The 12,644-nt window shown below is 70.7% G+C and carries 11 protein-coding genes and 2 pseudogenes; 5 read left to right on the forward strand and 8 right to left on the reverse strand.

Annotated elements, in window-relative coordinates:
* The first annotated feature begins 76 nt into the window (after window positions 1–76).
* The 4 genes from ACFYUS_RS14665 (at window position 77) to ACFYUS_RS14680 (ending at window position 4,833) form a co-directional block, all read left to right on the forward strand.
* Window positions 77–571 carry a Pycsar system effector family protein gene (locus ACFYUS_RS14665; protein WP_388850530.1) on the forward strand — a complete coding sequence of 165 codons (495 nt, stop codon included), beginning with the start codon at window positions 77–79 and terminating at the stop codon, window positions 569–571.
* Window positions 568–1,302 carry a Crp/Fnr family transcriptional regulator gene (locus tag ACFYUS_RS14670; RefSeq protein WP_388850533.1) on the forward strand — a complete coding sequence of 245 codons (735 nt, stop codon included), beginning with the start codon at window positions 568–570 and terminating at the stop codon, window positions 1,300–1,302. Before ACFYUS_RS14665 ends, ACFYUS_RS14670 begins: the two co-directional genes overlap by 4 nt.
* A gap of 109 nt (window positions 1,303–1,411) precedes the next feature.
* Complete coding sequence (locus ACFYUS_RS14675; RefSeq protein WP_388850536.1) at window positions 1,412–4,039, forward strand: hypothetical protein; 2,628 nt, start codon at window positions 1,412–1,414, stop codon at window positions 4,037–4,039.
* Window positions 4,036–4,833: a hypothetical protein gene (locus tag ACFYUS_RS14680; protein ID WP_388850539.1), complete on the forward strand. Its 798-nt coding sequence runs from the start codon at window positions 4,036–4,038 to the stop codon at window positions 4,831–4,833. The genes ACFYUS_RS14675 and ACFYUS_RS14680 overlap by 4 nt, the downstream gene beginning before the upstream one ends.
* Window positions 4,834–5,348: 515 nt before the next feature.
* Here ACFYUS_RS14680 and ACFYUS_RS14685 read toward each other — a convergent pair.
* The 3 genes and pseudogenes from ACFYUS_RS14685 to ACFYUS_RS14695 form a co-directional block, all read right to left on the reverse strand.
* Complete coding sequence (locus tag ACFYUS_RS14685; protein ID WP_388850542.1) at window positions 5,349–5,693, reverse strand: FAD-dependent monooxygenase; 345 nt, start codon at window positions 5,691–5,693, stop codon at window positions 5,349–5,351.
* Between the two features lie 57 nt (window positions 5,694–5,750).
* Window positions 5,751–7,376: pseudogene (gene mca, locus ACFYUS_RS14690) on the reverse strand (mycothiol conjugate amidase Mca).
* Window positions 7,373–8,239, reverse strand: coding sequence for an alpha/beta hydrolase fold domain-containing protein (locus ACFYUS_RS14695; protein WP_388850545.1), 867 nt, complete (start codon window positions 8,237–8,239; stop codon window positions 7,373–7,375). Before ACFYUS_RS14695 ends, mca begins: the two are co-directional and overlap by 4 nt.
* Window positions 8,240–8,341: 102 nt before the next feature.
* Here ACFYUS_RS14695 and ACFYUS_RS14700 point away from each other — a divergent pair, with 102 nt between their 5' ends.
* Window positions 8,342–8,977 carry a TetR/AcrR family transcriptional regulator gene (locus ACFYUS_RS14700; RefSeq protein WP_388850548.1) on the forward strand — a complete coding sequence of 212 codons (636 nt, stop codon included), beginning with the start codon at window positions 8,342–8,344 and terminating at the stop codon, window positions 8,975–8,977.
* Here ACFYUS_RS14700 and ACFYUS_RS14705 read toward each other — a convergent pair.
* The 5 genes and pseudogenes from ACFYUS_RS14705 to ACFYUS_RS14725 form a co-directional block, all read right to left on the reverse strand.
* Window positions 8,953–9,885, reverse strand: a complete 933-nt coding sequence (locus ACFYUS_RS14705) for an ADP-ribosylglycohydrolase family protein (protein ID WP_388850551.1) — start codon at window positions 9,883–9,885, stop codon at window positions 8,953–8,955. The genes ACFYUS_RS14700 and ACFYUS_RS14705 overlap by 25 nt on opposite strands.
* A 125-nt stretch (window positions 9,886–10,010) precedes the next feature.
* Window positions 10,011–10,292, reverse strand: coding sequence for a pyrimidine/purine nucleoside phosphorylase (locus ACFYUS_RS14710; RefSeq protein ID WP_388850554.1), 282 nt, complete (start codon window positions 10,290–10,292; stop codon window positions 10,011–10,013).
* A gap of 121 nt (window positions 10,293–10,413) precedes the next feature.
* On the reverse strand, window positions 10,414–10,980 hold the full coding sequence (locus ACFYUS_RS14715; RefSeq protein WP_388850557.1) for a YciI family protein: 567 nt from the start codon (window positions 10,978–10,980) through the stop codon (window positions 10,414–10,416).
* Window positions 10,981–11,008: 28 nt separating this feature from the next.
* Window positions 11,009–11,920, reverse strand: a complete 912-nt coding sequence (locus ACFYUS_RS14720) for a potassium channel family protein (RefSeq protein WP_388850560.1) — start codon at window positions 11,918–11,920, stop codon at window positions 11,009–11,011.
* A gap of 109 nt (window positions 11,921–12,029) precedes the next feature.
* Window positions 12,030–12,644: pseudogene (locus tag ACFYUS_RS14725) on the reverse strand (flavoprotein); the annotation flags it as partial.

Consider the following 12,644-nt stretch of genomic DNA (forward strand, 5'->3'; position numbering starts at 1 on the left):
CGGGACACCTGCGCTGTCCATGCTTCTGCCCGGGCTGGCAGGTGGATGACCTGTCTGACACAAAGGGGGACGGCTGGTGGCGGTCGAGTCGACGGAGACTGCGTGGCGGATTCAGGCGGCTGTTGCGGATTTGACAGCCAAGGCTGATTCGAAGGCCTCGTTTGCGCTGACCATGCAATCCACGGCCTTGGCTGTCTTAGGACTGCTTGCGAGTTCCCAACGAGCGGCGGGTGACCTCGACTCGGGCGCATCACGGCTGTTGCTGTGGTGCGGCGTCTTACTCATGGTGGGTGGAGCCAGCTGCGCTGCCTGGGCTATCTCGCCGAACCTCCGAAAGGAGCAGCGGGGGCCGGAACGTGACGACGACTTCCTGTACTTCGGGCATGTTCGGCACTTGGATCCGGCGGAGCTCGAAGAAGTCCTCCGGAACAAAGATCCGCTGCCACCGCTGTCCCGGCAACTGGTGGTGATGAGCGAGATCGCCTGGACCAAGCACCGCCGCGTGCAGTGGTCGCTCGCGTTGGCAGTCGCGGGCTGCACCGCCTTCGCTCTCGCGACCGTGGTCGGATGACACACCAGGAAGGCAGGACGCTGATGAACTTCTGCTCCCTGGTATCCGCCGACGTATGGCGCGACCTTGTGGAACGCGGGCGCCGGCGAACGTTCCGGCGTGGATCCGTGCTGCTGCGAGAAGGGGAGTCGCCGGACTCCGTGATCGCACTGGTCGACGGCCTGGTGAAGGTGACGCAGATCAATGAGTGCGGGGACGAACTGACGCTGACGCTGCGAGGACCAGGCGAAGTGCTCGGGGAAATGGGCGCCTTACTCGGGCGACCACGCTCGGCCACCGTCACCGCAGTCCGTCCGTGTACAGGCTATGTTCTGCCGGCCCACGCCTTCCGCGGCTACATAGAGCGCCATCGCCTGGAGGCGGTGGTGTACCAGCTGACCGTAGAGCGGCTCAACAGCCACGAACGCCTGCGAGCGGACCTCGCGCACCTGCCACGCGTGGCGCGCATGGCTCGAGTCGTCAGTCACCTCGCAGACGAAATCGGCCACCCGCACGGCGAGGACGGCCTGGTCGTCGAGTTGGGCATGGTCCGCACAGAGCTGGCCACCATGGCGGCCATGAGCCGCTCATCAGCACTTGACGCTCTCAGCCGGCTGCAGGCGGCCGGTGTCCTCACACTCGGCCGCCGGAACCTGGTCATCAACGATGTCGCCCACCTCAGGGCAGCCGCCCGGGACGAGAAGCAGCTTCCGGGCGGCATCGGCTGCCAGGGCGACGCACCTGGCATGTGACTCAGCGCACGCCCGTACCGTCCAGTCCTGGACCATCTCGTCCCTGCTGCTCCACGAAGGTCGTGTCAGCCGCGATTTCGCGGCGGACACCCGACGAGAGGAGCGGCACATGTTGCCGTCTTGGGAGCCGTTGTGGCCCTACCGGGCCGTACTGGCGGTGGACGCCCGCAATTTCAGTGCGCTGGACAGCAAGGGCATGCAGCAAGTGAACGCCGACATCCTGCCGTTGCTGTCCGAGGCGCTCAGCGCCAGCAACGTGAGCGCTCAGTGGCAGCTGCGGGTGTTCGGCCAGTATGCCGGAGACAGCTACGTCGCCGGCATGGACCCAGAGGTGTTGCCCGCGCTGGTGGGCTGCTTCCCCGGTGCCCTGAGGCAGGCTCTGGGGCGTCGACGCGCGGATAGCCCCGCCAGTACGCCCCTGCAGCTCAGGGTCAGCATCCACGTTGGCCCCCTGCCACACACAGGGCTGGGCGTACCGATGGTGCACACCCACCGGCTCCTGGACGACGACGCACTGCGCACCCTGCTGAACCGCGCGAACCCGGAGATCACCAACACCGCGGTGATCATCTCGCAACGCGTCTACGAGGACGTTTTCGAAAGCGGCTGCGTCAACGGCGACGTTCTGCCCGACCAGTTCATGCGGCACCTGGTGAAGGTGAAGAAGTTCCAGCAGCCGGCCTATGTCCACATTCCCGGCTTCGACTGGCGGCTCGCGGACCCGGACATCTTCGAACCCCTCGACACCACGGATGCGGCCACTGAGCAGCCGGCACCTGCGCCCGGAGCATCCCCTCAGCTGGCTTCCACGGCCCCGGGCACGGTCAGCTTCAGTCACACGGGTGAGCACGGCATCCAGGCCTACAACCTGCACCTGAACGGTGATCAGGCGATCCCCGTCCCCATCACCGAGAGCGACGCCGACTACAAGGCGAGCCAGGATGGCCGGTTCGTCCCGCCGCGCAACACAGACCAGTGGGAGGCCGCTTCCAAACTGCTGGACGAATACGGAGTCATCGTGCTCTGCGCAGCCCAGGGCAACGGCCGGCGCACGGCTGCCATACGCCTGCTGAGTACCGTGACCAGCCCTCCGCCGGCCCTCTTCGACCTCGACCCGGAATGGTCCAAGCCCTCGGTCCGCCCGCTGCCGAAAGAGGCGGGGATGGGATGCATCCTCGATCTCTCCGACCTTGCGGAGCAACCTGGCGAGCGGCTGGGCACCGACCTGGTCAGCTACGGGGCGGAGCTGCGCAAGAACAACTCCTTCCTCGTCATCCTGGCCACGCCCGCCGACTGGTACGGCCACTGGGCCGAACCAACGCTGCCCTTTACCGCCCGGCTGGAGTCTCCCGACGCGCGCGCCCTCGTCACAGCGGAATTCCGGGCGAGCTACCACGGCGATCGTGTGACCTGGTTGGACAGGACGGAGTTCGCTGGCATCTGGAAGGCCAACCCGTCCGCGCGCGCCGCGTGGCGCCTGGCCGACCGTCTGCTCCGGGCGTCCGGCCCGGAGCAGATCCAGACGATCGTCGATGAGTTCGGCGACTGGCACAGGGAAGTCGAGAAACTCCTCAGCAGGAATCGGGCGACGGGAGGCGACGCGCAGCTGCTGTCCACCCGGGTCACGGTCTGGGCCGGCGCCCTGCTGCACGGAGGACAGCGCAGGTCCGTCATCAAGGCAGCCGATGACCTCCTGACCCGGCTCGGGCTCGAACGCCACCCTGTCAACGTTCTGGCCGACGCCACCACATCGAGCCGCTTGGACGCCGCGGAGATTACTCGCGACGGAGATCGGGCCTTCCACGACACGCAGAAAGAAGGTCTGCCCGCCGCCATCCTGCGGCACCTTTGGGACGAGTTCCCCACCCAGCACGAACTCCTGCGCAGGTGGGCCATCGGCATCGCCGCAGACCGGACCGTCCCGGAAGAGGACGCCCGGTTGATCACCACCGCGCTGTGGAAACTGGCGGCGCACCGCCACGACCGGGCCATCCTCGACGGACTGGCGAGCGACCTCAAGGGCCCCCGGAGGGTCCTGGCCGTCGAAGCCCTTACCAAAGCAGCCGGGGACGCCGAGTTCGGCCGCTACGTCAGGGACCGTCTGCGCCAGTGGATGGACGCCAAGAACCCTTCGGACGACAAAGTCGACCTCGTCATCGAGATCTGCGCAGGCACCTGGGGAATCCATCAGCCGACCCTCGCCCTGACACGGCTGGGCAAAGCTGCAGGCCACAAGACGTTCGGCTCCGCAACCGTCGTCAATGCCTTCCAGCAACTCGCGCTGCAACGACCAGACGATGTGCGCAAGGCCGTCGACCAATGGCTCACCGACCTTGAAAGCCGGCCCGCCGACGAGCCCCTGCGCCGCCAGACTCTCGGATCCTTCCTCGCCCTCGTCTCCAGCGACGAGGGAACAGACCTGATCCTGAACAACACACGCGACACCGAAGCCCGGCTGCGCATTATCCACGCATGGCAGAAACTGCTGTGCACTGACGACGCCGTGGACGCGGTCGTCAGGCAACTGTCGCGATGGCATGAGCGATTCCAAGAGAACCCCGACCGCCGGGAAGCCGTGGTGGACGTCCTCGCCGACATCTTCGCCCCACCCAGTCTCCGCCCCGGTCTCGACCGGCTCATGGTGACGGAAGAAGCGGCCATCCTCCCCTTCTGGCGAGAGGTCCTGGTGCTGGCTGCCAACCGTTACCAGGCCTCCAAGGAGGCATCGACCCCTTGACGACCGACGGACCCCGCCCGTGGTGGAACCGCCGGCGCAGTCGGATCCGGGCCCAGTGGCCCACACGCCTGCCCGGCATCCGCTTCTGCGCCCGTGGCACCCTCACCTACCAGGCACACGCCAACATCAAGGCTGGCGGCACAGCCACCGCCCGAGCCGCCGCACGACTCGCCCTGGACGAACTCGGCCGCAGCATCACCCAGAACCACATGCCCGAACAGCTCACCACCGCACAAGAAAGCCTCACACTCGCCGCGGCGCACTGGCACACCTCCAAGGACGCACCAGGCCTCTGGCTGAAGGCACACATCACCCTGCTGCTCACCGAGCAAGACGCCAACCGGGCCCAGAGATACCAAGACGCCATACGCGAGGTGACACTCCAGCTCGCGCAGGAACACGAACGCCGAGAACGGTTCAGGCAAGCGGTGTTCAACAGCCCGGACGCCACGCGCATCTGGTGGCTCGACCGTCACCTGGACGCTCTGGGATCCCTCGACTGGGACCTCTTCAAGGAGAAGATCCTCCCCCTCGTTGGCGCGGCCGACGACATCCAGTCCAATGCCGAACGCATCGCCCACACCCTCCTGTACGTCTGGGAGAAACTGGGCAATGACCCAGGACAGCACGCCCGCTTCACCACCACCGTCCGCACCGTCCTGGACCAGATGGGATGGAACGACGCGCTTGCCTGGCCGGCACTGGGCGAGCCGTCAGCGGCTGATTCGACCGAGAGCGTCCGCGATGATGGCGCAGAGCCGCACCCTGTCGCCGAGGCGGGCACGGCCCGATGAGGCTATCCGCCCTGCGCTGGCTGTTCGACCCGGCAACCAGCCTTCTGGCCCTGCGGCTTCGTGCTCAAGAAAGCGGCCGTATGTCCTACGACACGTCCTGGCGGCTGGCCCGGGTGACCCGCCACCCCGACGAAATGGTGTACCGGCACCACGGACATCTCGCCGAGGACTCCGGCGACGAAAGGTAGTGGTCGGGTCGCCCGAGGGAGTCTCACCCCCGGGCGACCCGACCACTGGCGCGAGCGGTGCGGCTTGCCGTCAGCACAACTTCTCGCCTTGTAGGAACACGGCGATGTGGCTGCCGCGTTCCTATCAAGGCTGTCTCCGTCGAAGATTTCTGGCCCCGCTATGGCGACACACGTCTCATGACCTGCGCTGTACCAAAGTGCCAGCTATTTCGCTGATTCTGCGGCTCCGACTACTGAAGCTACTCGGCATCAGTGCAGGTCATGAACGTGGCCTGGTGCCAACTAGCGAGCCCGGTCACACGCGCCCGGTCGCTGTCGGCGGTTCCGTCAGCAGTCCCGCAGGGACGGTTCCGGGCCCGGGTCGGCCTCGGGGTCGTGGGCCTGGGCCGCCAGGGCGTCGAACATCTCCTGGGTCGGGCGGGCGAAGGCGTACTGGCTGCCTTGGACGCCGAGGGCCTGGTTGTGTTCGACGAAGGGGCGCAGTGCCTCGTCGTAGGCGGCGAAGGCGGCGGAGTGGTCGCCGTCGGACGCGGCGAGTTCGGCGGCCAGGACGTAGGCGCCGATGAGGGCTTGGGAAGTGCCGCGTCCGGAGGTGGGGGCGGCGCAGTGTGCGGCGTCGCCCACGAGGGCGACGCGGCCGGCGGACCAGGTGTCCATCCGGATCTGGGTCATGGCGTCGAAGTAGAGGTCGACGGCGCCGTCCAGCTTCTCCAGCAGGGCGGGGGCATGTCAGTCCAGGTGTGCGGAGCGGGCTTTGAGGACCGCTGCCTGGGCCTGCCGGTCGTGCCGGTCGACGGGCAGTGGCCGGTCCTCCTTGAAGAGGAGGCCCACCCGTGCGCGCTGGTTGTGTTTGACGGAGAACACGCTCAGCGCCGCCGTCTCGCCGTCGCCGGTCGCCATCCCCTCGTGGTCGAGCCCCAGATGGTTGTCGGTCTCCCAGTAGGCGTAGTAGCAGCCCAGGTAGTGCGCGAAGTCGGCTTCGGGGCCGAAGGCCAGGCGGCGGACCGCCGAGTGCGCCCCGTCGGCGCCGATCACCAGGTCGAAGCGCTCCGGCGGGGCGTGCTCGAAGCGGACGTCGACGCCGTCGTCGTCCGGCGCCAGCGCGGTGATCGAGTCGCCGAAGCGGTACTCGACGCCCGTCGCGGCGGCCCGGTCGTGCAGGATCTCGATCAACTCGTCGATGAGAACTTAGAGTTCGCCCGCGTACAGCGCGGACGGAATGACGGCGTACGGCTCGCCGGTGGCGTCCACGACGGTGCAGTCGCCGATGCCGGTGTCCCGCTCCCGGACCCGGTCGAGGACGCCCATGCGGTCGAGTACGGTCAGGGCCGGGCCGCGGAAGTCGACCGCCTGGCCGCCCTGCCGCAGCGCGGGGGAGCGCTCGACGACCGTCGGCGCGTACCCGTGCCGCCTGAGCCAGTACGCCACCGCGGAGCCGGCCACCCCGCCTCCGGAGACCAGCACCTTGGGCGGCTCGGGCCGGATCCCCGCGAACAGGTCGTCCTCCGGGAGGGTGACCGGGACGCGGGAGTCTGCCAGGTGGTAGTCCTCGGTGGGCCACAACTCCCGCTCCACCGCGCGGTCGTGGAGCATGAAGCCGGCGTTCGGGTCGATCTGGGTGGCGTGGGCGAGGAGTGCCCGGTCGCGGGTGGGGAAGTACTCCGCGCACGGCACCCGGGTGGTGAACTCCGGCGCCGCGCCTGTGCCTTCGTCGCCGAACTCGGCGAGCACCTCCGCCATTCCGGACGGGATCCCGCGCGCGGTCATGCCCTCGTGCAGGGTCCGGAACCAGGCCCGGGACAGCGCCCCGTGGTAGTAGAGCTTGAGGGGCTGCCAGGCCGGCCCCGCCTCGGGGAAGCGGTCGGCGTCCCCTGCCGCACCGAAGGCCGCCGCGGCGATCTGATGGGTGCGGATGTGGTCGGGATGCGGATAGCCCCCGGTCTCGTCGTAGGTGATCAGCACATGGGGACGGAAGTCGCGGACCAGTGCCACCAGTGCTGCCGTCGCCTCCTCCAGCGGCGCCGCCGCGAAGCAGTCCTCGGGCAGCGGCTCGCCGTCGGCGGGCAGGCCGGAGTCGACGAAGCCCAGGAACCGCTGGCGGACCCCGAGGATGTCGCGGGCGGCGGCCATCTCCTCGCGGCGGATCCGGGCCAGGTCGGCCCGGACCTCGGGGCGGTCGAGGGCGGGGTTGAGGACGGTGCCGCGCTCGCCGCCGGTGCAGGTGACCACCAGGACGTCGACGCCCTCGGCGGCGTACTTGGCGAGCGTCGCCGCGCCCTTGCTGGATTCGTCGTCGGGGTGGGCGTGGACGCTCATCAGACGGAGCGGTTCTCCTCGGGTGGCGCGCAGGTTCATGCCGCGTTCCTCTCGGTCCACTCCGTCAGCCGGCGGAGGAAGAAGTCGGTGATGGCGGTCGGTTCGGCCAGCAGCGCCAGGTGGAAGACGTGCGGCAGGCCTTCGTAGAGGTCGAGCTCGGTGACCGTCCCGGCCGCTTCGGCGGCCGCGGCGAGCCGGCGGGCGTCGTCGGCCAGGACTTCCGCGCCGCCCGCGACGACCAGGAGGGCGGGCAGACCGGACAGGTCGCCGTGCAGGGGGGACTGGGGGGCCGCGTCGGGCCGCGCCCCGGCGAGGTACTGGGCGCAGACCCGCTCCAGCACCGCCCTGGTGACGGTGTCCCGGTCCGCGTCGGCGGCCAGGGAAGAGGAGGACAGGGTGAGATCCGCGAGCGGGGAGGCCACCACGGCCGCGCCGGGCGGCGGCTCCCCGGCCTCTCTGAGGGAGAGCAGGGCGGAGAGCACCAGGGTGCCGCCGGCCGACTCGCCGAAGTGGACGATGCGCCGGGCGGGCACCCCCTGGTCGATCAGCGCCCGGTGGGCGGCGAGGACGTCGTCCAGGGCCGCCGGATAGGGGTGCTCGGGAGCGAGCCGGTAGTCGACGCCGAGGACGGGGCGACGGGTGGCCAGGGAGAGGTGGTGGGCGAGGGCCCGCTCCGCGGCCGGGTGGCTGTGGGAGAAGCCGCCGCCATGGACGTAGAGGACGACGCCGGCCTCGGCGGGCGTCCGGCCGGAGGCGTTGGTCCAGCGGCCGGGCGCCGTGCCGGTGGAGGGGAGCGCGGGCGTGAGGTCGGTGCCGGCGGGCGGTGCGGGGACGCCGTCGGCGAGTCGGGCGAGGTGCTCGTGGACGGCGGCGGACTGTTCCGGGGTGATGCGCGGGTTCACGTGGCGTCCTTCCCATGCGTGGATCGGATGGACATAAACTTAGGTCGAACATAGAAGCTTGGCAAGCATTATTTTAGGTCGGACCCAGGTAAGATGGATGCCATGAGCACCGGACTGCGCGAACTGAAGAAGCGGCAGACCCGCCAGGCCATCTCCGACACCGCGACGCGGCTGTTCCTGGAGCGCGGCTTCGAGGCGGTGACCATCGCCGAGATCGCCGTCGCCGCGCAGGTGGCGAAGATGACCGTCACCAACTACTTCCCGCGCAAGGAGGACCTCGCCCTCGACTTCCACGAGACCTTCCGCGACAGCCTCGCCGCCGCGCTGGAGTCCCGCCGCGAGGGCGAGTCCGCGTTGGCCGGGCTGCGCCGCGCCTATCTCGAGGCCGTCGCCCAGGAGGGCGCCCTCGCCGGCTTCTCCGGGCCGGCGTTCGCGCGGATGATCATCAGCAGCCCCACTCTCGCCGCCCGCCTGCGCGAGCTCCACGAGCAGCGTGAGGACGCCCTCGCCGAGGCCCTCGCCGCCGAGACCGGAGTGCCCGCCGGCGCCCTCGCCCCCCGGGCCGTCGCCGCGCTGCTCGCGGCGGCCCACCGCACCCTCTTCCAGTACGCCGTGGACCTCACCCTCGCGGGCCGCACGCACGGGGAGATCGCCGACGCCCTGACGAAGGCGGCCGACGAGGTCTTCGCCCTCCTGGAGCCGTCCCTCGCCGATTACGCCGTGCGTACGGCGGAGTAGGGCCCGTGCTCCGGCGGCAGCGGTTCACGGGCCGCGTGCCAGGCGGGCGGGAGGGCGGTGACGCCCGTGCGGGCGGCGATCACCCCGCCCGCGATGGCGCACGTGGTGTCGATGTCGCCGCGTCCGGCGACGGTGGTCCAGAGGCCCTCGTGGAGGTCGTCGAGGTGCCCGGCCGCGCACCACAGGGCGTAGGGGACGGTGTCGGGTCCGGACATCCGATAGCCGGAGCCCAGGACCTCCGCGGCGTGCCGCACCGAGGTGTGCTCCGGCATCCGGGCCGCGGTCCGCACCCCGGACCGGACGTCGCCGTCGGGGAGCCGTGCGGCGACCGCCCGGAGGAAGTCCGGCCGCGCCGGGGCGTCCCCGCCCCGGCTGCGCGTCGCAAGGGCCGCGGCGAGGGCCACCGCCACCGCCCCGGCGACCGCCTCCGGGTGGTGGTGCGAGACCACGCTCTGCGCGGCGGCCCGCTCGGCCACGGCGTCGAGGTCGTCGGCGAGCCAGGCGCCGAGCGGGGCCACGCGCATGGCCGCGCCGTTGCCCCAGGAGCCCTGGCCGCCGAACTGTCCGGCGACCACGTCCCGCCAGGGCTCGCCCGCGCCGATCCGGCGGAGCACGTCGTGCATCGAGGCGCCGTAGCCGCGGTGCGTGTCCTCGGCGTAGGCCTCGGCGAGGCGCAGGGCGAGACGGTCCTGGTCGACGGCGCCGCCGCTCTCGGCGAGTTCCCGGACGAGCACGACCGCCTGGGCGGTGTCGTCGCTCCACTGCCACAGCGGCTCCGGAGGCGGGATCCGCGCCTCCAGGGCCGCCGGTCCTTCCCGGCGCAGGATGGCGAACCAGCGGTCACCGAAGGCGTCGCCGAAGGCGAGCCCGGACAACGAGTCCAGCGCGGCGGCGGGCAGTTCGATCATCGGAGCAGTATCACAGGGAGTCGGCGCCCCCGTCGCACCAAGAGAGCAGCGGTACTCGCGTTGTTCCAAGGAGTCATCCAAGGAGTCATCCAAGGAGTCAGCGGTACTCGTGTTGTTCCGAGGGATCAGCGGTACTCGCACAGGTAGGCGGTCTCCACCGCCACCTTGAGCTGGAACCTGCTGTCGCCGGGGACCTCGAAGCGGTCCCCGGCGGCGAAGGCCTCCCACTCGGCGGCGCCCGGCAGCAGGACCGTCAGGGCGCCGCTGACCACGTGCATGACCTCCGGAGCGGCCGTGCCGAACTCGTACTCCCCGGGAGCCATGACGCCGATGGTCGCCGGGCCCTCCTCCTGGGTGAACGCGATCGACTTGACCGTGCCGTCGAAGTACTCGTTGACCGTAAACATGGGCGTCCTCGGGGGGATTCGGGCGGAAAAGGGGTGGCCCGGTCATCGAGTACCGGCCACGGACAGGGGCACCTTAACGGCGTGGGTGCGGCCCCCTCGGCCGGTCTCACGTGCTGGACGGTCAGGTCGTCGGGCGGCCGCCGAAGGCCCAGTCGTGGACCTCGATGTCGGCGTACCGGTCGGGCGTCCGCAGGACGGCCGCGGCCGTCGCCGCGTCCGGGGCGCGGACCAGGGCCGCCGTGCCCACCCAGGTGGTGCCGTCGTCGGCGAGGAGGGGGCCGTAGGCGATCAGGTCGCCCCGGTCCTCCGGGCCGGCCGGCGGGGTCAGGTCGACGGGCTCGCCCTCGCCGAGACCCAGGACCAGGTAGCGGTCGCCGCCCTCGCGGCCGCCGGGGAACTCCCACATCGTCCGGCCCAGCGTGTTGTGCCACCGCCGCAGCAGGACGTCCCGGTACACCCCGGCCTGGTAGTTGGGCTCGTCGAAGGCGAACGCCCGGGCGGCCGCGGTGTCGGGGAGGTCGACGATGTGCACGCTCCCGGTGCAGACCTCGCCCACCGTGTCGAAGGTCGGTCCGCGCGCGATCAGCTGCTTCTCGAAGCCGTCCATGTACGCCCAGTGGGCTTCGAGGAGGGCCTGCCGCAGGGGCATGGATCCGGTTCGGTCACGGTGGTAGCAGAGGAATTCCATGGTGCCCAGGATGTGGCGCCCGGAGCGATCATGTCGAGGGGATATCGCCGTCGCCTCCACCGCCCGCACCGTTCCAGGGACGTCCGTGGTCCGCCGCGTACGCCCTGAACACCTTCTCCGGAGGCCCGCCCCCGCGCAGGAAGCGTTCGTCGAGCACGACGGCCAGGTCGTCGAGGGCCGTGCGCAGGACCGTGGCGGAGAGCCGCAGGTCCGGATGCCGGGCCCGCTCCGCCCGGTCCGCCAGGTCGACGGCGTGAAAGAGCTGGCCGGCCAGGGCGATGCTCTCGTCCCCGTCGTGGAAGTAGTACGACTCGGCGTACTGGAGGAAGTCGACGGTCACGGTCGAGAGCGCCGAGGCGAGCCCGTCGAGCAGCGCGGCGCTCCCGGCGGAGTCGAGGGCGGCGGCCGTGACGCGGCTGCGGTGCAGGTGGGACAGGTGCAGGGCGAGTGCCCTGCGGCGGGCGAGGGCGGGATAGACGCCGAGGATCCAGGCGACGGTCGCCGACAGCAGGGCGAAGCCCACCAGCGCCTCGACCGGCGCGAGCATGCGCAGCCACCCCGAGGCCGGCGCGATGTCTCCGAGACCGAGCGTGGCCAGGGTGACCAGCGAGACGTACAGCGCGTCGACCGGGCTCGCGTGCTCGGAGGGGACGAGCCCCGTGGCGTACGAGAAGTCGCCCGGCATGTAGGGCCAGTAGATGAGCGCCCACCCGACGGAGACGCCGAACGCCCAGACGATGACGACCGTCATCATGCCCACCGGCCCCGCGAGACCCACGGGCCGCCACCGTGCCCCGTGATGGGCCGAGAGGCGCCACATGCTCCGCATCACCAGCCTGCTCAGCCCGCCGTGCCGGGTGGGGTGCCAGATGGTGTGGAAGACGTCCCGCAGGATGAACAGGATCAGCGCCGCTCCCGCGAGGACGGACAGCCACCTCATTCCGGCACCGCCCGTCCCGCGCCCGGCGGCGGGGGCCGATCGACACGCTTGCAGGACATGCTTCGAGCATGCGCGGCCGGACGGCACCCCGCACGGGGACGGCGGTCGCTCAGGCGCCGCAGGAGGGAGCCGGGCCGCCCCTGGTGCCGAGCTGGATGAGCGTGGGGGCGGGGGCGCAGCAGTCGCTGTCGGCCGTGGTGTCGGCTCCCGGCTCGGCTCCCGGCTGGTCGTAGAGGCCGGTGCCGCCGCAGGCGCCGGTCTCGGGCAGGGCGAGTTCGACGCGTTCGGCGGACTCGTGGTCGCCGGCGATGGCGGCGGCGACGGAGCGGACCTGCTCGTGGCCGGTGGGGGCGAGGAAGGTCGGGGCGCGGCCGTAGGACTTCATGCCGACGAGGTAGAGGCCCTGTTCCGGGTGGGAGAGCTCCTTCACGCCGTGCGGCTGGACCGTGCCGCAGGAGTGCTGGTTGGGGTCGATGAGCGGGGCCAGGGCGGCGGGGTCCTGGAGGCGCTCGTCGAGGGCCAGGCGGAGTTCGTCGAGGAAGGTCAGGTCGGGGCGGAGGCCGGTCAGGACGACGACCTCGTCGACCGGGTCGAGGCGCCGGCCGTCCTCGGCCACCAGGACCAGCCGGTCGCCGTCGCGTTCGATCGCCTCGGTGCGGAAGCCGGTGACGGCGTCGGCGTGGCCCTCGTCGACCGCGGCCTTCGCGGCGAGGCCGAGCGCGCC

The sequence above is a fragment of the Streptomyces sp. NPDC004284 genome, assembly GCF_042874035.1.
Classification (GTDB): Bacteria; Actinomycetota; Actinomycetes; order Streptomycetales; family Streptomycetaceae; genus Streptomyces.

Excerpts from the sequence above, each read along its gene's own strand:
- ACFYUS_RS14670 (WP_388850533.1), top strand. The coding sequence starts at position 568 with ATGACACACCAGGAAGGCAGGACGCTGATGAACTTCTGCTCCCTGGTA.
- ACFYUS_RS14675 (WP_388850536.1), top strand. The coding sequence starts at position 1,412 with ATGTTGCCGTCTTGGGAGCCGTTGTGGCCCTACCGGGCCGTACTGGCG.
- ACFYUS_RS14685 (WP_388850542.1), bottom strand. The coding sequence starts at position 5,693 with ATGACCCAGATCCGGATGGACACCTGGTCCGCCGGCCGCGTCGCCCTC.
- ACFYUS_RS14700 (WP_388850548.1), top strand. The coding sequence starts at position 8,342 with ATGAGCACCGGACTGCGCGAACTGAAGAAGCGGCAGACCCGCCAGGCC.
- ACFYUS_RS14705 (WP_388850551.1), bottom strand. The coding sequence starts at position 9,885 with ATGATCGAACTGCCCGCCGCCGCGCTGGACTCGTTGTCCGGGCTCGCC.
- ACFYUS_RS14710 (WP_388850554.1), bottom strand. The coding sequence starts at position 10,292 with ATGTTTACGGTCAACGAGTACTTCGACGGCACGGTCAAGTCGATCGCG.
- ACFYUS_RS14715 (WP_388850557.1), bottom strand. The coding sequence starts at position 10,980 with ATGGAATTCCTCTGCTACCACCGTGACCGAACCGGATCCATGCCCCTG.
- ACFYUS_RS14720 (WP_388850560.1), bottom strand. The coding sequence starts at position 11,920 with ATGAGGTGGCTGTCCGTCCTCGCGGGAGCGGCGCTGATCCTGTTCATC.